A 23,574-nucleotide genomic window follows, 5' to 3' on the forward strand; every position below is an offset into this window, starting at 1 on the left:
AACAACCGAATAGCCAGCATTAACTGGCTATCCGGTTGCAGATTCATTAATTTCTCGGTACAGCTGATGACTTACCGTTGTTGAAGCCCCAAAGAATTCGATCAAGGCTATTTGGAGAGCCGTTCATATTATAATCTCCATTTAGATAGCGAAGTACTTGTCCGTATTCAGATTTCAAAAATGCTTCATCACCAAATCCAATAAAGGTATCTGCTGTAGGATCAGGTGCCTGATCTCCATTACCTGCATGCATTACAAATACACCTGGACTTACTTCTTTTTGGCCTGATCCATTAGGACTACCAAAAGCTATTTGAATATAACTTTGTTGAGACCTGAAGTCATAAGAAATCACTCCATTGATTATGGGCACCGGTTCATGCGAACTCACAAGTAAGTGATTGCGGTGTTCTATGACCAGGTAATATGTTTCTGAAACATCTAATTCACAACAGGTAAATCCGTCAATAAACTCAATGGAACCATCTGTATGTAACAATGCTGCAGCAGTACAAATCGGAGTTAAATCAGGCTTATAATCTCCTAAAAGGTTAAATGGATCAACCACTTTATCTCTCAAGGAAACCAATACCCAATCGACAACATCGGAAGGATAACCCGCATCTGCGTTTCCAACCATTTCATCTGAGTCATAACCATATCCTTCTGTTCCCATATAATTCCATGGTGCTACACTGTAAGGCTGGCCAGGAGGAGAATAGTAATTTCCAAGAGGGCTACTTGAATACTGTCCAGGCAGCAATCTCTTATCATTCAACTCTGATCTCATCGGAATGGAATAATTTGACGAACCGTTTGGTGCAATTGCTGAACCTTCCAGATACACCCATGCTTCAATTTCAACACAAAGTGTGTATTCTATTGTAACAAGCGCCTGATTTGATGGATTTCCTTCATGATCATTCACCGTATAATTAATTGGAGTCGGATCCCCTACCAATGCTACATGAGGAGTAAATGTGATGGCACCTGTGGCACCATTCACACTCCATGTACCTTCGCCCGGTATATCCATACTTGTAACGTCGCCATTTCCATCAGTTACCACATTCGTAGCTCCAACAGGCGTCACAAGACTTACTGTCGTCGGATCAACGTAATCACCATCCAGGTCATTTGCCAAAACATCAACTTCAACTGATCCTGCATTGTTATTATCGCTAAGGTCATCACTAGCAATCGGTAAATAGTCTGCTGTTATAGTTGCCACATTTGAAGTATTGCCCGAACCATCTTTAACCACGTAAGTAATAGGAGTAGGATCAATGGTAAAACCAGCCTCAGGAGAGAAGGTAACCTCTCCGTTTGCATCAACGGTCCACTCCCCTTCTCCAAGTACCGTCATAATTGTTTGCTGTCCAGCAATGCCCGGTGCAAAGTCTACAGTTGAGGCATCGATATTGGTATCGCAATCCATATCATTCGTAACTACGTTGACTACAGCATCCGATCCAGGTGAAACGGCAGGGCTGTTTACGTCATCCACAGCCATGGGAGTACTTGTGACAATAACATCAAAGGTACATACAGTCGAATTTGTTCCGTCTGTTGCCGTGTAGGTAACCGTAGTAACCCCGGCCAGGAAAGAAGCTCCCGGATTGTAATCACTTGAGACCATAAAGCTTCCAGTAAAACTACAATTATCCGAGAAAATAGGTGCCACCCAGGTGGCATTTTCAGAACAATCTCCATTCGTATCGTTTACCGTAATATTCGCAGGGCAGGTTCCTGGCTGCAATACCGGTGGCTGAGCATCATTGATGGTCACGGTAAAGAAACAAGTTGCCGGATTACCGCTGGCATCTGTAGCCGTATAAGTTACCGTATTCACTCCTACCCCAAACGTATAATTGACGCCGTTACCAGCCATTAGACCTGTCTGGTGAGAAACCAAGGTATTGTTTTTGTCAAAAATATCCCACTCTAAAGCAGGTGTAGCTGTACAATTATCCGTTGCTGTAGGATTGGTCCAGAATTCTGTATTTCCACAAATACTTGGATTAGAGTTGGAAACAATATTCGCAGGACAAGCCAATGTCGGAATTTCATTATCTTCTACCAGCACATCAAAGCTACAGGTTGCGGAACTCGTCGGTGTACCGCTATTGGTCACCGTCCAAGTTACTGTAGTGGTACCCTTGTAGAATATTAGTCCTGCCAGGGAGTTTGCTGTTGTAACTCCTGTAGCTGTTGCCCCCGTTAATTCATAGGTCACAACAAGAGGTGTACAACTACCTGTTATTACAGGATCAAATTCTGTTCCATCAACGGTATAAGTACATGTTGCCGGATCTGTATCCCTGGTCTGGTTCATTATACAAGTGATAGTTGGTGCAGGCTGTACAGTCAACGTAAAAGTAATGGTCTCTCCAACTACATCTCCTGCAGTCAGTGTCCCACTTCCATCTACATCATAATATGGTGTAGATACAAATACGATATCCTTCGCTACGCCGTCATGATTTTCAGGTGTGATTGAAGTGGATCCAAAATCCGGACCAACTGGTCCATCAACCGTTTGAGTAGCAGGTAGCGTACTGATGTCGGTAGTAATGACAGCCTGTACCCATAATGGTCCACAAGAGCCTGGATCTACCGAAGTAGAGGTGGCATCACTTGTCGTCACTTCTTCACCTGAACATATCGTCAAAGCATAAGCATTACCTGAGGTCATGAACTGGCTGTAAGCACCAGGTCCCGTAACCGTTGCTGATACTATCGGCGTAGGCTGTACAGTCAACGTAAAAGTAATGGTCTCTCCAACTACATCTCCTGCAGTCAGGGTTCCACTTCCATCTACATCATAATATGGTGTAGATACAAATACGATATCCTTCGCTACGCCGTCATGATTTTCAGGAGTGATCGAGGTTGATGGCAAAGCAGAACCGACTGGTGCATCATATGTTTGAGTAGGAAGCAACGTACTTATATCAGTAGTATAAACCGTCTGTACCCATAATGGTCCACAAGAACCTGGATCTACCGAAGTAGAGGTGGCATCACTTGTCGTCACTTCTTCACCTGAACATATCGTCAAAGCATATGAATTACCTGAGGTCATCAACTGGCTGTAAGCGCCAGGACCGGTAACCGTTGCTTCTACTATTGGTGTCGGCTGTACGGTCAAGGTAAAAGTAACCGGATCTCCTGCTACATCGCCCGCAGTCAGGGTCATTGATCCATCTACATCATAATATGGTGTAGATACAAATACGATATCCTTCGCTACGCCGTCATGATTTTCAGGTGTGATCGAGGTTGCTGGATAAGCCGTAGCAACATCAGCATTGAAGGTTTGAGTAGAAGGCAACGTACTTATATTAGTAGTATAAACCGTCTCTACCCATAATGGTCCACAGGAGCCTGGATCTACCGAAGTAGAGATCGCATCACTTGTAGTCACTTCTTCACCTGAACATATCGTCAAAGCATATGAATTACCTGAGGTCATCAACTGGCTATAAGCGCCAGGACCAGTAACTGTTGCTTCTACTATTGGTGTAGGCTGTACTTCCACATAATAAACCTCCGTCAAAGAACAACCATCGTCATTCGTTACGGTCAATTCGTAAGTGCCTACATCAGCTTCTGTAGCATTGAAAGTTACTGCCGGATCATTCACATTACCAGAAGAAACCGGGTTTCCATCAAGGGTCAATGTGTAGGTATCTAAACTATTTGGACCTGTAATTTCGAATTCGACCAGTTCTCCATAGCAATAAGTTGCAGTATCAAAATGCTGGAGATCAACACCATTGGCAGCCATATCAAAATCGACCGGTGAGGCTGTTTGGTTATTCCAGTAAATATCATAAGTTACACCGGCCGTAGTATTATGCCCTTGTAAAATGATATTTTTGAAATGAGTAGATCCATTGACTCCATGCAGCATCGTATTATAAATCAGGTCTCCTTGTGCCGTTTTTACGGTATATCTGAATTCTCCGCCTGCCAGCACTTGCAACCTCAAAGTCACCCATTGGTCATAGGCAAAACCAGGAGGCAAGCCCATATCGTACCAGGAACCATCCCCTTCATATCCTCTAAATCTCGGGGTACCTCCATCGGAAGTAAACTCAATGATCGGATAACCGGATAAGGCATTTGTTGCATCAAAAGCTTCCCCCCAAAGACCTGCCATTCGTCTGCCAGTTGTGGCCCAATCAGCAGGAACATATAATTCTATTTCGGTTTCAATACTGGATGGATGCAATGCATATCGTCTTCCCTGGGTATTGTAAAAACCAGCTGCCTGACCATCAGCCGCATCAATGCCATGATGTAATGTATTTATGGTTCCGTCTGGTGCGGTAGCCGGAGATTCGAAAATTTCTGGTTCATACCGATCCACCGACCATAAACCCACTCCTTCTGAACCATTTGGAGCCAAGGCTATTGGATTGTAAAAATCAGGGCTGCTACAAGGATCCAACACGATGACCGTTGCCATAGCTGAAGATGAACAAGTATTTCCATCTGTAACGGTGACAGACAATTCTACTGTTCCCGCATTTCCGGATGTAAAGGAAATGGAACTGGTACCATCACCTGAATCAATGACTCCGTTCGTAATACTCCAGGAATAGGTTGCTCCTCCCCCGGCATCTGGCACACTTGCTGAATTTCCTGATATGTTATCCCAGGTGGCATAATCTGCCGTGATATCAAAATCAGGAAGAGGGTTAATGGTAACTGTAAAACTACACGTTCCGTTCACCAGATTTCCGGCAGCATCAGAAGCGGTATAGGTTACGGTTGTGATTCCTTCGTTAAAGGTTTCTGTTCCCATCGTTGAGCCATCAAACTCAGCAACAGTTGTTGCAGTTTGGGTGGTGGCTCCAGATAAGGTATAGGATAATGAACCTCCAGAAAGGTCACAGTTGTCAGTTAATTTTACATGCGTCCAGGAAAGTGTAGCAGCATCTGCACAACTAGCTATAGGTGCAGGACAATCGGCAAATTCAGGTTTTTCTGTATCATTGACAGTTACATTGAAGGTACAGGTTTCTGTATTTCCGCAAGGACTTGTTGCTGTATAGGTTACAAGCGTAGTTCCGACGGGGAATACATCTCCAGGTTCATGGTCACAAACTATAGCCACATTGTTCTCTAATATGACATTATCAATCGATAAATTCTCCGCCTCAATAAATGTAAACCACATGTAGCGGTTACCTCCGACAACGGTACTAATCAAATTTGTAGGAGTACTTCTCGTTTCTGTCCACAAAATAGTGCCCCCATCATCCACCAAATTAAGGTCAACGGCTAAAACTCCCGCTCCGTCATCTCTAAAAACCCATTGGAAGGTATACCAGGCGGAGGAAGTAATTTCAAAGTGATTTAAAGAGGCCAAATCATTCCTCCTGGTAAAGTTTGTATTATTGCTACCACCCACTAAAATATGCCCGGCATCGTTAGACGCTGTATGGAAAATGAAGTCCTGCAGGTGATTTCCAGATTGATTGCTGGAAGCTACAGATAAATCCCAGCCATAGGTATCCGCAGGAGCAGCTGTAACCGCAGGATCGTTTAAATCCATATACACATCAACAGAGACGACATAACCCGTTCCGAATTCTGAAGAATATCCTCCAAGCCTTGTATAAGGATCACCTGCTACCAGAGCATGAGCACCTCCTGAAGAGGAAGCAATTCCATCGGTACCGGTAGGAACTCTTACTACATCCCCCTGCCAATCTCCATAGAAATCACCTGACATAAATCCTGCAGCTTCAAACCCCTGATCATAACCAGCTCTAGAGGCAGTAGGTGGCGTCCAGGTGACTTCAGCACCACAAAGACCCGCATCATTAGATACTGTAATATCGACCGGGCAGTCAGCAATTGTTGGGACATTATCTACAACAGTTACCATTACACTACAGGTTGATGATTGTGGAGCCCCGTCAGTAGCTGTCAAAGTAACTGTGACAGGAGACCCTAAAACATCACTACAACCAAAACTTGATTGACTCAAAGTTAACGTCGGTGTTTCACAAGGATCGTAACTGCCGTTATCCACATCAGCAACACTAATAGTGGCCATGCCATTGGCATCAAGCACTACGGAGAAAGGATCTTTACAAAGTGCCACAGGTGTGACATCAACAGGCATTCCAGGTACTGTAAAACTGGCGTCCAGCCATTGACAAATATCTACATTGTCGGAAACTGGGTTACCACTTCCATCTGGGTTTGCTGTTGGGTGTTGTGGTCCGCTGGCATCGCCCCACCAGTTACTTGTCGCGTCTACCTGTGGTGCGGTTGACGTTACGCCATAATCATTGCCAAAAATATCATTGTATTGGATGGTTGCGACACTTGTATCGCTCACATCATACCCCACAGCAACTCCTGTGGTGTTATTTGTAAGTACATTATTTGTTATGGCAGCTGTCGTTCCTCCACCATAATAAGTGCTTACTAATATCGCAGCTGAGGTCGAGCCGTCTGAACTCGCAACACCCCTGTTGCCGCTTATGGTATTTCCACTCACATTAACCACTGCTCCTGCACTAATATCCAAAGCATAATCCAGCCAATCGCCTGGGCCTTTTCCTGTGTATGTATTACCTGTAAAATTGGAACCTGTTATCACCGTTCCAAAGTATAATACCCCGACTCTGCCTATTTCATCAAACATGCTATTGGTCACATGAACATCTCCTGTTCCAAAAGCTGCCATCGCCACACCGCCATAACCCGGGTATTTAATCTCCGTAAAGTAAACATTATTCACACTTCCAAATCCCTTCTGGCGAATTCCCTGATATACATTAAAACCCGTTCCGTTCATTGTCAAATCACTCAAGTGGAATTCAATGCCGTCCTGGACGAGAATAAAACCTCTCGCATCACCACCACTTCCGGTATGCATTCCCGGACGCAAAGTTGTAACTAATTTGCCCTGCCCGTGTAATGAAATGGATTTGTGTACATCAATCTGGCCAGGTTCTGTATAGTCTGTTGGCAAAATTTCGATCTCATCCAATGCCATCGTATTGGCATCATCGATAGCATCCTGGATGCTAGCGAAATAGATGTCCCGTGTCACGTTATGGATGGGGAATTCCCCATCACAGGTTCCTGTTGGCTGGAAACCGATAGTAGCTGGAGCACTATCCGTTCCACTCGTCAGGAATGGACTGACTGTTACCAGACCTACGTACTTACCAGAAAGCATTCCGAGGTCTGTTGTTTCCCACCAGTTACAAGTTGCATTTACTGTAATTCCTGTTACATTTCTCACGCCTGCCTCGACCCCAACAAAACTATTGTTATTGATCATTACACTTGCTGCAGAAGCATTACCTTCTACCATTATGGCAGCCGCATCTAATTCAACCTTATTATCTGTCAGGTTGCTGATCGCATTATTTTGTACATTGGCCATAGGAGTATCTCCCTCCAAGCCTATACCATGTGACCATAATCCTGCTAATTGATCTATTTTATTCTCCAAAATCTGCGGAGATAAAACCTTTCCTGATCCTGTATATCCTACATTTAATATGATACCATAGGCTCCTTTTCCTCCATCATCCCATCCATCAGCACTTGCGCTTACATTGGTTATACAGTTTCTTTGAATTACTACACCTGCAATATCATTATTGGAATCAGACCATCCAATACCTATGGCCGAACCACTTTTATTGTTGGCTTTAGCTGCTGCTCCTGTTAATGCAGGATTCTCGCCTCCATGAATATCCGTTATCCGGTTATCCTCAATAATTACTCCTGTTATAGCTGCAGCATTCGACGAAACAGCTATAGCATGGGTGTTTCCCGTAAGGGCATCATTACCCACTGAAGTGATAATATTATTTTTAATAGTAAGTCCGCCAAAACCACTTGAATATATGGCGTTATTCCCATCGGGATTGGTGATCGTAAATCCATCGATCGTAACACCGTTGGCTAAAATGGCAACAGGTGTGGTTCCATCAGCAGTTTCTATCACGGCTTCTTCATTAACGCGCACGCCTGAACAGTTTGGTGCTACCCCTACATTCGGCCCCTGAATGGTTACTCCTTTGTTAACCACAAGCGCTTCTGTATAAGTTCCTGAACTTACCGTTATGACATCTCCGGAACCTGTATCCCCATCATCTATTGCTCCCTGGATACTACAGAAATATTCACCCGTAGTAGTATTGTGTACAGGTCCAACCGGTAGACCGGTAGCGAATACAGCATCCAACCATGGACAGTAATCCACAAACTCGGATACAGAATTCCCTGAGCCAGGACCTTCGCCAGATGGTCCGCTTGCATCTCCCCACCAGTTGGAAGTAGCATCTATCTGATTGCCAGACAGGTTGTTAACACCAAAGGTAGCATTGGAAGTAATGTTGTTGTAATTAATGGTAGCTGTGGCATCAGCCCCTTCGATCAATACCCCAACAACACTGTTATTAATGGCACAGTGATTGACGGTAAGGTCAATTGTCGCATTATTAGTATTATCAGGACTATCAAGGACATAAACACCTGCTATGGCTGAGCCGTCGATATTAATTCCATCAATACCAACTGCCCCACTATTTGCATCCGAATTATATCCTTCAAAATTATTGGCAAAAACACCGTATTGAGCATTGGTAATCGTTCCTCCATTGGCTGTAACAACAGCACTGGAAGTACAATTCCAAAATTCGATACCGGCATTGGTGTTGCTTATATCATTATCTAAAATATTAACATCAACTGTCCCGCCAATACTTGAAACCAAAATACCGTCATTATTGGTTGCTCCTATGGTAGAAGATATTGTATTATTGTTAATATTAAAGGTAGCAGAGCCGGAATAAGCCAGGTTATGGAAAATTCCAAGTCTTTCTGAAACGATAGTGTTATTTGAAATATTTGGTTGCAAATTATCCGGATGTGCCTGGTAAAAATTACCGGTTTGAACACCAATACGCACATTCTCCATACAGTTATTCGTAATATCGGTGTAGGCGTTATTGTAGATTAACACACCTATTCCATATAAACTTGGCAGAATATTTTCAAATTTGTTGTGGCTTACAATATTACCTTTGGTGGCAGCCCCACCATTGGTGTAATTGTAGAAATCTATGGCTGCGTAATTGAGGTTTTGGAAGATATTATTCTTAACCTGAACATCTGAAATTCCATCATAAGCTGACATGGCCTCTACCGCATCAACATCTGCTCCTCCAAATTCAACTCCACTCATAAGATCAGGATTGTCTCCTTCAAAAGTAAACCCTTCAACGACCACATCCGAACGATGCCCGTCAAAATACATCAGGTAAACCCCTGTAGGGCTATTCGGATCAGGATTTGATCGGGGAGCCATAATGACAGACTCGTCTGATCGCGCCCCACTACATGGATCAATACCATAATTATTTCCTCTCAGTTCAAAATGATCTTTGGAAATAACCAATTCCTCTCTATACACCCCGTCCGGAACAATGATTATATCTCTGGCTCCTTCTGAACCATTTGAATTATCAATCGCATCCTGGATGGTACAGTGATAAGTATCCTGTGTTTGATTGTGAATGGCTCCGATTACTTTAGTCGTTATGTAAGCAATATCATCGGAAAATTCAGTATCAGTTACCAGACGAACATCGGTTCCGTTTGGAGCACCCGCATCATAAGTGTTTACACCTAAAGTCGTTTCGCAGATTTTAGGTGAATTACCCCGCCCAAAATAATTTGGTGATTGACCTGCTTCCTGGTCACCATCTCCAGCCGGATAATTGGCATTATCATGGCCGCCTCCTTGTAACTGAATACCAATATCATTTCCAATTAAAGTATTACCACTGACAATATGATCTACTCCTTCCACAACAATACCAAATCCTTCAGCTACTGGGCCAGCATGGGTATAACCAGTTACTATATTTCCTGTTAAGGTAACTCCAAAAGGAATATCAGGGCCAGAAGTCCCGCCTAAAACGCCTCTTCTGAAAACAGCGATACCTGCATAATCTCTATTATTGGCCGCACCTGTATTGGTAACATGATTATTGGTTACACTCACATTTCCATTTGGATTTTTGATCTCGATTCCAAAACGTCCAACTCCGGTGACCGTGTTATTGTCCACTAATGCATTACTCATTCCAGTCAATCCCATACCACTGTCTCCTGCGGTAACATCCACACTGTTACCAGTAATGGTAACCATATCGGCCGTTCCATCCTGTAATTCTATACCGCAACAGTTGTTGTTGGACAACATATTATCAGTAATAATGATGTGCTTTTTTAAACCGTTCCAGATAACTATACCTCTTGCATCTGACGTGTGACCGCTTATCATACTATTAGTAACGGTTACTCCATCTACAGGACCATTCGCGTAAAAACCGGAACCACCAACATTATTCAATAAGGCTACATTGCTGACCATAAGGCCATTATTGCCTCCATTGGCATATATTCCGGCATCCACATTACCATTTGCTCCGGAATTATTCTGAACAGTCAGGTTTTGAATGGTAATGCCCGTAAAATTGGACTGAATAAAAATTCCATCTCCATTGCCTAAGCTTGTACCATCAATAATGTACAATGTCTTATCGGCAGTAACACCTTGTAGCGTAATATCAGAAACATCAATAATTACTCTCTGGTTATACGTTCCATTCTGCAAATTAATGATATCATTGGCATCAGCATATAATACTGAATTTTGAATGACATCAATTTTACCGGATATATTATTCACATATTGATTACCCGCCCGATAAATAACTTTCCCTTTTCTACCAGAGAAGTTTTTATGATACATGTGTGTTTCAACTTCAAATAATACGGCATCAGATACACTATTTAAAGGAGCTCCATCATAAGAAGAAGAAGTAATATCCAATCTAAATGCAGGATCAACATTACTCAGGTTGATAAAGGCATCTACCAAAGAATTGAAATTATTTGAACCAAATACAAATGATCCATTTGTTGGAGCTGTGCCGCCGAAAGCAATATGCGTTCCATTTGTTTCAAAGGAATTCCCCGAAACCACTATATTGGATTGATAATCATCCAGATTTAAGGCTGTCCTCGAATTGGAAATTTTATTATTTGTAATATTTACGGTACTGGCTCCACCATTGATATAAATGGCATTATTCCAGGTCGTATGACCACTAAACACGCCATTGGTGACATCGCCTGTAAAGAGGTTGTTGGTGATATTTTTAACCCCTGCACCACTACTGGTTAGAATGGCTCTGATATTTGTTCCCGGAGCGCTACCATTCCTTTCAAAAATCGTATTAGTTACCGTTGCTTCAGCGCTTCCCCCAAGCGAAACTACATCACCAGCAACTGCATCATCTCTTTCGACTTTAAATCCATCAATTATAACTGCCTCAGAGGTAGTAACAGTTATTTTGCTATTTAAAAGAATCGATTCAGGATCACGTACAGCTGTACCAGCAACACCTGCATTTGCACCTTTTATTGTGAGTCCTTTATTAATGTTTATGGTAAGTGGCTCGGTATAAGTCCCTGCACAAACCTCGATTATATCACTTGAACTGGCTGCAGCAATAGCTTCACTAATTGTTGCGTAATAAGTTGGTCCATTTGTATTTTTTACCGATAAATATTCAATTACAATACCCGTTGTCGTTGAGAATGAACCTACTGCTTCAACGGTCACTTCATAAGTACCTGCATCCAGATCGGGGATAATAAACCCACTGGAAACGTTTGTTGCAGTACCGACCTCGGGACCTGTCCAGCTTACATCAAATGGTCCAGTGCCATCTTCCCACTCAACCATTATCGTTCCAAGTACCCCACACAATTCATCCGTTGGAGTTACTGAAGTTATATTCACAGGTAATTCAGCACATGCATTCGGTGTTTCTGGCTGGAAGCCAATCATAGATCCTGTTCCGGCATCTTCCGTTGCTACTATAAGGTAGGGCTGGAAAGTCGTCTCACATCCTGGCTTATTTAATATCTTACCCGTAATTGTTCCATTATCAATATCGCTAAAAACATTCGTTCCATGCCAGTTACAGCTGGTAGATGCTGGCCCGGTTGTTCCTGCTGAACTCGTGATTGGCCCTGGATAAGTAATTTCTGGGTAAGCAACTCCTACAGGAACATAATTGGCTATCGCATAGCCCAACCCAACAGTAGTAGGCATTGGAACAGCAACCGTCGCATGCTCAAAGGTTTCCGTTGCAAAACTGTTGTTGATTACTGTACAAGTTGAAACATATCTATTGGCTTCAAATTTAAGACCTTGTAAGTCATATCCACCTCCTGCCTGATCACTTAGTTTATAACCTTTTAATGTAGTTACTAAATTGTTCTCAACAACCGCATTTTCTGTATTACCTTCTAAGGCAATACCTGTGGAAATAAATCCTTCAAGGTTCGTTATCTCATTATGTTTAATATCCGCATCTACAACCTTTCCATTCGTAAGGTAACTTGAATTACCTCCTACATTTATTTGTATTCCGTAGGCTATTCTTCCTCCATCGCCCCACTCTGCTATTTTGGCATTAACATCGTTTATTAAATTCCTTTCAATTTTCAAGGTAGTGAGTATACCTGTTGAGGTCGATTGTAATACTCCAATTGCACTAGCACTATACCCAGAGAGTGTAGGATTGCTAATTGCATCAAAACAGTTATCTGAAATCGTTACATTACTGGTATTAGAGGCGTTGGCTACAGTATAAACTACTGCATGTACGTTTCCACTTGTTACTGTTGTTCCTAAATCATGAATATTGTTGAATATAACGTCAGTATTGGACGTTCCTCCACAATTAACTGCATAGTTCGAACTTGGGGCCGTTATCTCAAATCCATTGATCGTAACTCCATCTGCTGTGACCGTAAACGGTACACCACTTGCCGGAGCAATAACAGATTCACCTCCTGTACGACTTCCACAAGGCATATTTGCTTGGGCGCCTGTTAATGTCAAAGGTTTATTTATAGTAACATTTTCAGGATAATTGCCTGCCGTTACAGTCAACACCTCTCCAATACCTCCAGTTGCAGCATCTATCGCCTCCTGAATCGTACAATAGGATTCACCGGTGAACGAGTTTGTAACTTGTTCCGCAGTATTACATGGAATCAATGGAATGACCAATCCCAAAGCAGGGTCGTCTGCTTTGTGTAATACTTTGGCTTCAATGGCCAGACGGGTGGTGGCATTGATCAGATTGCCATCAAAAGTTACTGCGGTACCATCCACATCAAATGCGTTATTGATCAACTTTATGTAATCACTGGTCTGTCCGTCGAGAGCAAGATCATTAGCATCTGTATAACCATCTGCTGTTGGTACATCAACCAAAGCTGCATTGGCATTTTCTATGACCAAACCATCTGTTCCACCTGTTACAGTAACGCCTGTTCCCATTTCAAGGCGCACATCAGCGTGGGTGGTACTGGAAGGGCTATCCAATAAACGAATACCCGTACCTGTTGAATTTGGGTTTATAGATAACCCTGAAACCACTGCGTGAGCTCCATTGCCTGCATCGGAATTATACCCTTCATAGTTGTCAAGGAAAAGACCGATATCCACGTTGCTGATTGTACCTCCGCTTATGGAAACAGGAGCATTATCCTTGACGTTCCAGACTTCAATACCTTCTGAAGGAATGGTTATTCCTAAACCATTTATCACATTACCGGAAACCACGCCAACGGCATCCGACAAAGAGGACAAAAGGATACCATCCCAATTGGTTACCTCATTTGCATCAGCCAATGCTGTTATCGTATTATTTGAGATTGTTAAAGGAGAAGGGTTTCCCGTATGAAGATTATAAAAGATACCTCTTTTTCTAGCTTGAATGGTATTCCCGTCAATGACCTGATACGTGGCGGCACCTGGGTTTTGACGATGAAAATTCCCCGTTTGAACGCCTAATCTAACGTTAGTCATCGTATTATTGGCAATACGTGTGTACTGATCGTTATAGATCAGTACACCACCTCCCCATAGATTTATATCATTATTAGGATCGAGGTATGTTCCCAGGTCCTGAAACTTATTACATTCAACCAGGTGTTCTGATGTTACCGGAGCACTATAAGAGGCACCAAAAATGGTTACTCCAAAATAGGTGAGGTTTTGAATAATATTATTCTGGACGGTCAGCTTATTGACGTTATCGACGTAAACAGTGACAGCTTCTGCGGCATCAAGATCTGCACCATTGGTTCCAACGATACCACTTGTCAGAGCAGGATTATCCCCGTCGATCAAAAATCCATCGATGGTAACATTACTGGCCTGAACTTTTATTATTTCCCCAAATGGTGAAGAAGTCATTGGGTGTATGACGGCTTCAGTCGCACGTGAGCCTGTACCACAAACTCCATTATTAGGACCTAAGATTGTTAATTCTTTATGCACCACAATATCTTCGTAATAAGTTCCAGGGCCTACTACTACAGTATTCCCATCCACGGTCATCGGATCATCTATTGCCGCTTGAATAGAACAGAATGTATTGGCTCCAACTGTAACTACATTTGTTCCATCAGGACAAACACAATTACCACTTGGTTGGAATCCTGCATTCGGGCTACTATCAATACTTGAGTCCAAAAATTCATTATGAACAATTTGACCCGGGCTATAATTTACCATCGTGGTTATAATCATTCCTAAGTCAGTTGAACCAAGCCAGTTACAATCAAGAGTCACCTTTCCTCCTGTACGGTTTATTATGGATTTATTGGAAACAGAAGACAAATCACATTGGGTTATACTTACGTTCGTCGGTGTTGCATTTGATTGTCCTGGTTCTCCAAAGCGGATACCATTATTGGGTCCACTTATGATACAATTTGAAATAGATACTTCATCCAGAGTTGCGGGATTTGGACCATAAGTCCCTCCATCATCACGTGCCTTAATGGCTATTGCGCAGGTGTTTTCAGGATCTGTTGCTGCTCCGTTAACGCCTGAGTTCGTAAATGTAGAGTTACTAATTACTATATTCGAATAATCACCAAATTTCAAATTAATATCGATTCCTGCATTAAATCCGTACGCTGGATCCGTACCATTATTGTCCATAATTAAATTGTCAAACAAAGCATTGCTCAGTTTTTCAACATATATCCCCTTAATTAGGTTATCCGAAATTTCGGAATTTTTAAACGTGATATCATTGAAAACAGCTGGTGTAGAACTATTTTGGGCAACAAATACACCTTGGTAATTACCAATGATTGTTCCACCATCAAATGTGAGGTTATTAACACCATCTGCAGTTCCTGCCCGTATGCCCACTTGCGTCGTAAGAGGCTCATTTTCAAGGAAAATGTCTGAATTCAGCAGTTCAATATTTTCATTAAAACCACTTAAGCTTAATCCACGGCTACAATAATCTACTAATGCCAGATCTTCTAATTGTGTTCCATCTGTACTATTGGCTTGCATAGCAGTCTGGAATCCTTCAATGCGGATACCTGATATGTGAACATCATTAGCTCCGATGGTAATACCTGTACCCGTACAGGCAACACTTGCTGCTAAAATGGTATTATTAAGTGGATCATCTCCTTTTCCTGTACCTGTTATGGTTAGTGGGGTATTGATGACTAAAGACTCGGTAAAGGTACCCTCAAAAACCAATAATTCTTCACTAGGATTCGCATCATCAATAGCTTCCTGGATGGAACAATAGAATACACCAGATGTCATATTTTGAACAGAAAGTCCATTTACACATCCGGAGCAACTATTAGGTACTTCCTGGAAACCAAAACTTCCTAAATCATTATCTGTACCGTCTACTAAATACGTTTCGTAATCTATATTACTTGAACCAGCCCCTAAAATCTCTGGTTCAGCAACCATAGGGGAAACTGCAGTTCCTCCGTAAACAACTGGGATCTGTGCCGCATAACCTGGTTCTTGACTATCTGTTACAACAACAGTAATTGAAGTTGTTCCATACCAGTTACAATTAAAATCTTTCGTATTTGCTGTAACTCCTCCTTGTCTGTCTACAACTTGACCGTACCAGTTTCCAGATAGGACATTATTGTTAAAGGAACTGTTAATGGCAGATTGAACAGGAATATTACCCGCACCATTATTTGCATCTAAGAATAAAATACCTACAGTCCAGTTGTTTGTTACAAAATTGTTTTCAAACACTGTATTTTCTGTTTGATTTCTAAAAATCAAACCTGTACGGTTATTATCGATTAGGTTATTGTGTATGTTATTGTCATCACTATTGTTTACATCAATGCCTGTTCTATTGCCAAATATATGACAATCAAAAATCTCACAATCAACAGCTTGTCCTTGAATGGCAATTCCACCACCATTGTTTAAAGTTGGATCATTCCAATCAGCAACCGTATTACCTTCACGAGTAATACCAAAATCCTGTACAATAACTCCAGACGCTGAAATCCTAACAGTTGATCCTTGTCCACCCTTAGGTCCACTAATAATAGTATTTGAGTTACTTGATCCTTTTAGTGTGATATCTTTATCAATTAACACATCTTCCTTATAGGTTCCCGGAGAAACAACAATTACATCGTTCGCAGTTACTGATGCATCTATGGCATCTTGGATCGTACAATGATATGTGTTTTGAGTTTGATTATAAACGGGTAAATTCGCTAATACGCCTACGCCAACTACATTATCTAACCACGGGCAGTAGTCCACGTTTTCGCTTACTGCATCACCACTTCCTGGAGCTACTCCTGATGGTCCATTTGCGTTGCCCCACCAGTTACCGGTAGCGTCTACATCTACAGTAGTTGTGTTATCCACACCATAGTTGACATTATCAAATATGTTGTTGTTGTTTGCCGTTCCTGTTCCATTGATTTGGAACTTGATACCGGTATTATTCAGTTTAATTGTATTATTTGTAATTGTAGCTGTTCCTGCATCTACAAGAATACCAATATCATTTCCGCTAATAGTAGTAAGATTGTCATGGATGTTAGCAGAAGCATTTGTACCTGCAATCTCTATACCTGTACTTGTAGTACTGAATCCGTTTATATCCGAATTTTTAATTTCCGCATTAACAGGAGCATGTTCCACGGTACAAGACCCAGGATTTGCTGCATTGGCACATATAGCATCATCGCTGTCCAATACTTTTATCCCCGTTCCATTTTCCTTTGCATTGATTGTTATTCCATCAATAATTGTATGTGCGCCGTTGGTTCCATATTGATTATAACCTTCATAATTATTTACAAATACACCGATATCTACATTGCTCACCGTTCCTCCTGAAATTAATGCAGGAGAATCTTCATGAACATTCCAGACTTCATAACCCTGACTTGGTATGCTCACCCCTGATCCATCAATGACATTATCATTGGCTATGCCTGAGGCATTTGACAAAGAAGACATTAAAATACCGCCCCATTCGTTGGTTTCTTGCGCATGTGAAAGCGCCGTGATTGTATTATTTGAAACGGTTAAAGGTGAAACATTAGATCCCGTATGAAGATTATAAAAGATACCTCTTTTTCTAGCTTGAATGGTATTCCCGTCAATGACCTGATACGTGGCGGCACCTGGGTTTTGACGATGAAAATTCCCCGTTTGAACGCCTAATCTAACGTTAGTCATCGTATTATTGGCAATACGTGTGTACTGATCGTTATAGATCAGTATACCACCTCCCCATAGATTTATATCATTATTAGGATCGAGGTATGTTCCCAGGTCCTGAAACTTATTACATTCAACCAGGTGTTCTGATGTTACCGGAGCACTATAAGAGGCACCAAAAATGGTTACTCCAAAATAGGTGAGGTTTTTAATAATATTATTCTGAACAGTCAGCTTATTGACATTATCGACGTAAACAGTGACAGCTTCTGCGGCATCAAGATCTGCACCATTGGTTCCAACGATACCACTTGTCAGAGCAGGATTATCCCCGTCGATCAAAAATCCATCGATGGTAACATTACTGGCCTGAACTTTTATTATTTCCCCAAATGGTGAAGAAGTCATTGGGTGTATGACGGCTTCAGTCGCACGTGAGCCTGTACCACAAACTCCATTATTAGGACCTAAGATTGTTAATTCTTTATGCACCACAATATCTTCGTAATAAGTTCCAGGGCCTACTACTACAGTATTCCCATCCACGGTCATCGGATCATCTATTGCCGCTTGAATAGAACAGAATGTATTGGCTCCAACTGTAACTACATTTGTTCCATCAGGACAAACACAATTACCACTTGGTTGGAATCCTGCATTCGGGCTACTATCAATACTTGAGTCCAAAAATTCATTATGAACAATTTGACCCGGGCTATAATTTACCATCGTGGTTATAATCATTCCTAAGTCAGTTGAACCAAGCCAGTTACAATCAAGAGTCACCTTTCCTCCTGTACGGTTTATTATGGATTTATTGGAAACAGAAGACAAATCACATTGGGTTATACTTACGTTCGTCGGTGTTGCATTTGATTGTCCTGGTTCTCCAAAGCGGATACCATTATTGGGTCCACTTATGATACAATTTGAAATAGATACTTCATCCAGAGTTGCGGGATTTGGACCATAAGTCCCTCCATCATCACGTGCCTTAATGGCTATTGCGCAGGTGTTTTCAGGATCTGTTGCTGCTCCGTTAACACCTGAGTTCGTAAATGTAGAGTTACTAATTACTATATTTGAATAATCACCAAATTTCAAATTAATATCGATTCCTGCATTAAATCCGTACGCTGGATCCGTACCATTATTGTCCATAATTAAATTGTCAAACAAAGCATTGCTCAGTTTTTCAACATATATCCCCTTAATTAGGTTATCCGAAATTTCGGAATTTTTAAACGTGATATCATTGAAAACAGCTGGTGTAGAACTATTTTGGGCAACAAATACACCTTGGTAATTACCAATGATTGTTCCACCATCAAATGTGAGGTTATTAACACCATCTGCAGTTCCTGCCCGTATGCCCACTTGCGTCGTAAGAGGCTCATTTTCAAGGAAAATGTCTGAATTCAGCAGTTCAATATTTTCATTAAAACCACTTAAGCTTAATCCACGGCTACAATAATCTACTAATGCCAGATCTTCTAATTGTGTTCCATCTGTACTATTGGCTTGCATAGCAGTCTGGAATCCTTCAATGCGGATACCTGATATGTGAACATCATTAGCTCCGATGGTAATACCTGTACCCGTACAGGCAACACTTGCTGCTAAAATGGTATTATTAAGTGGATCATCTCCTTTTCCTGTACCTGTTATGGTTAGTGGGGTATTGATGACTAAAGACTCGGTAAAGGTGCCAGCAGAAACCAAAATTACATCATTTGGGCTAGCAGCATCGATAGCTTCCTGGATGGAACAATAGAACACCCCTGTGTTATCGTTTTCTATACCAGGGTTTATATTCGTTTTAATTTCCATTTCATCCACACTTAGGAATCCATTTTCCACTAATCTGAGGTTGATTCCATTTGATGCGTATACATTGACACCAAGATTAATTGCACATACAACTGGCGAATTACCTCTTCCAAAATAATTATCACTTAAGTTACTTTGATCTCCTTCATCCCCAACTCCGCCTACGCCTGTATAAGGGATATGTCCCGACTGAAATTGTATGCCAATATCATTATTGTTTAATGTATTATTCTCTACCGTATGATTTGTGCCTTCTACTACAATTCCAAATCCTTCAGAAGCGGAAGGCTGACTGTATCTAGTTATTGTATTATTTCTAACCACAACACCTTGGGGAACATCTGGGTTTCCATTTGAAAACTCAGGTGCTCTTCTAAAAACACCAATACCCACCAAATCTCTCAGATCGCCTATAATATATGCAAGTGTGAAATAAACAGTGTTATTTTCTACCACAATGGAACCATCACCTGAAGTTGCTCCTGTTCCATTTGGGTTTTTAACTTCTATTCCAAAACGGCCATTGTCTTCAAGTAGGTTTCCACTAATTACATTAGGTCCAGCTCCAGAAGTTAATCCGATCACCCCGATTCCATTGTCCCCATTGTTAAATAATATATTATCCATAATGGTAACTCCAGAAGCAGAACCATCCTGAAGCTCTATACCACAACAATTGTTATTGCTTACGGTATTATCCGTAATAGTAATATGCGTTTTCAGGCCATTCCAAATGACAATTCCTCTTGCACCTGTTGTATGCCCGCTAACCATACAATCATTGATCGTTACACCATCCACTGGTCCATTAGCGTAAAATCCAGAGCCGCCAACATTGTCTAAAATGGCAACATTAAGAACTGATAAATTATCGTTTTGACCATTGGCATAAATTCCAGCATCAACATTACCATTGGCTCCTGCAAAATTTTGAACGGTAAGGTTTTTTATAGTTACGTTTTCTACGCCTGTGTTAATATGGATACCATCTCCTTTCTCTAATGGAGGTAAAGTACTTCCGTCAATTATATATAGTGTCTTATTTGTTGTCTCTCCCTGCAGTGTCAACGGTTTGTCGATTACAACTCTTTCGTTGTATGTTCCTGGATCTACCACAATAGCATTGCCCGATGATGATGCATCTACAGCATCTTGTATAGTGAAATGTGAGCTTATGAGGCTGGCTAATGTATTGTCCATATATACTTTTACGGGTCCCGCGCCATCACAAGAATAATTATCCATATTATCCCAGGGATATGTTGAGCCACCCACGTTGTCGACGATCAGGAATGGCAGGAATTGCACATCACCACTTACCGCTATGGCCAAAGGATCTTCTGTTCCCCACCAGTTACAGGTGGCATCGATTTGTTGTCCGCTATAATGTGCGATAGAGGTACCGTTACTTACAAAAGAATTATTATTTGCTACCACATTAGCACCTACTGTACTAGTCCCCCAGCCTTCCAAAGTATGGTTTGAGATCTTATTATCCGTTAAGCTAAGATTGCTTTGACCATCACTACCAATTCCAACACCTACTCCATTATTAGCATCAATCAAATTACCTTGAAAACTATGGCCATCTCCCGGATTCAAATATATTCCTCGCCAGTTATTTTGGATGGTGTTATTGAGCAGTGTCAAATTATCAGAACCACCTGTCGTTGATACACCATCACTTTGAGCGGGTGATAAAACATCTTTTATGACATTATTTTTTATAATAATATCATCTGCTGTTACTGCAATTCCAACCTTTAGACTCCCTGACACTCTCCCCCCCACAATATCAAATCCATTGATAACAATACCGTTGGCATTTGCACTAAATCCGCCATTTAAGGTAGTAGGAGAGACTCTTGTCCCAGGGCTAACCCCTGCGGCAACATCAACATTCGCACCATTTATTGTAATAAGTGCTGTATTAATTGTAACATCTTCTGTATATGTACCTGCATCTACAACAATAGCATTGCCCGACGATGCTGCATTGACTGCATCTTGAATAGTGACATGAGAGCTTATGAGGCTGGCTAATGTATTGTCTGTATATAGGCTTACTGGATCCACCACTTCCAAGGAATAATCATCCACATTATCCCAGGGATATGCCGAAATAAATGAACTAATCCCTACCATAGCTCCTGAATACACTCCGGCAGGAGCATCCATTGTCTCCAAATTGTTCAACTGAACATAGTTTTCATTTTGTAAACTACTTCCGGAATTATTATAAACTACCTGAAGCTCGGTAAAAAGTTTCGTCCAATACCAGGTATCGTTACCGGCATTGAGTAATGCTGTCTCGGGGCCATCTTCAGGTCCTGAAATATTATCATTATTATTCGCCTGACCTAAGAAAAAAGTAGTCAACAATAATAATCCAACAAATAATGTTTTAAGGGAAAAAAGGGTACCTGATTGTAAAGTTGGCATTTTCATAAACGTTATGTTTTAGTATAATTTTTTGAGTAACAACACCATGCGCAAACCGATAAAAACCTGTTTGCATTAAAAAATATATAATTGCTATTAAAATATTTTGACAATGGACTATCGAAATTTGTAGGAGGGAAAAAAAGGGCATGAGAAAAAATAACAGACCAACCCAGGGAGAGGATTGATAATAAAGGAAGGGCAGGTAAAGTAATTGGGTAAATTACTAACTTCTTCATGAATTATAATTTGCTATTTCCTACAGTTTCCAAATAAAATGAGGTTGATATAATTTCAAAATAAAATCATATCATACAGATTTAGGTCTTATACTTCGTAAAGTAGGGATAAATATTGTGCAAAAATGGACTTCCTTTTGTATGGTGGGTATTTCCTTTTAAAGCCCTGTTTTTTCGACTTAAAGAAAAGTAAAAGGATTAAAATTCAGGTGATTAGCTGAATTCTGGATTATTTGGACTTTAAAATTTTTATTTTGTCAAAGACATTTTTTCGATAACTGTCGCTGATGGGAATTTCCATCGGTTTGTCATGGTTTTTTACATAAATGGAGGAATGATCAAAACTCAAAATGGCATATAAATTGACCGCAAAGGATCGATGACATTGAAAGATGGTATCAATGTCTATTTGGCTGATCACGTCCCCTAAATGAGAGGAGACCACATATTTGCTATTAGGCAAAAATAGCTCTGTCTGGCTACCGGCACCTTTTAAATATATTATTTCATTTGAAGGTATTCGGATATACCTACCGTTTTGTTTAACAAAGAAAAAATTCATCAGACTATCCGAAAAACGGTTTCCCTCATTATTAAGGTAATCATGATGATTATTTTCCATAAAAGTGAACCAGGCAAAATCTATGGCTACATCCAACTTATTCGATGTGGTGGGACGAGCAAGTAAATAATTGGGTCTTATGGATTTGGCCCGATCAAGGGTAGACTTGTTTTCTTTGTGAGAAAGGAAAATTACGGGTAGATCACGCTCCCGCTTAAAAGCCTGAACTATTTCAACGCCGTCCAGGGGGCTGTCTTTAAGATTTAAGGCAGAAATAACCAGATCTGGCACCTTTTCTTTGAATCCTTCAATGGCTGTTGAGCTTTCTACAAAAGGTCCAATAACATCAACGCCCAATTTTCGAAGTTCTTTTTCCAAAATTTTGGCATGCTCAACATCGTCCTCTATTAAAATAATTTTCATTTTATCCCTGGTATTTCATTTGTGTAATTAAAACCATTTTGGGGGGTGATCTACTTATTTATTAATTTATTAGATTTCTCCATAAATTTAAAAAAGCACTTTTAACCAACCTCCTAAACACCAATGTTTATGGAATGGATCAAAAATAAATTATGATTTTTAAAACTATAAGAATCTAAAAAATAAGCGGAAAATAAATAAGTCATTTGGGATTAAAAAGCTGCAAATAATCTTAATTGACATTAGCTGTTTTCACTAATAAAAGGGGGAATTACTTATGCAAACTTTTTTCAGTCATGATCAAATTTAAAGATACGAATATTTGTTAACAATAAACCCTATCCTTTTAAATTGATTAATTTTCCTTTTAAATAGACTTATTTTCACAATAAAATATTCACGCTTGAAATCAGAATATTAAAGTGAATCAGCTAAATCTTCTGACTGGCCTGAAATTT

2 protein-coding genes are annotated in these 23,574 nt (G+C 40.8%); both read right to left on the reverse strand.

Annotation, left to right across the window (positions count from 1 at the left end; translation table 11 throughout):
- Positions 1-46: 46 nt before the first annotated feature.
- On the reverse strand, positions 47-21,898 hold the full coding sequence (locus H6571_18800; GenBank protein MCB9325794.1) for a right-handed parallel beta-helix repeat-containing protein: 21,852 nt from the start codon (positions 21,896-21,898) through the stop codon (positions 47-49).
- 462 nt (positions 21,899-22,360) lie between these two features.
- Positions 22,361-23,116, reverse strand: coding sequence for a response regulator transcription factor (locus tag H6571_18805; GenBank protein ID MCB9325795.1), 756 nt, complete (start codon positions 23,114-23,116; stop codon positions 22,361-22,363).
- Positions 23,117-23,574 lie beyond the last annotated feature (458 nt).

This window comes from Lewinellaceae bacterium (assembly GCA_020636105.1).
Lineage (GTDB): Bacteria > Bacteroidota > Bacteroidia > Chitinophagales > Saprospiraceae > BCD1.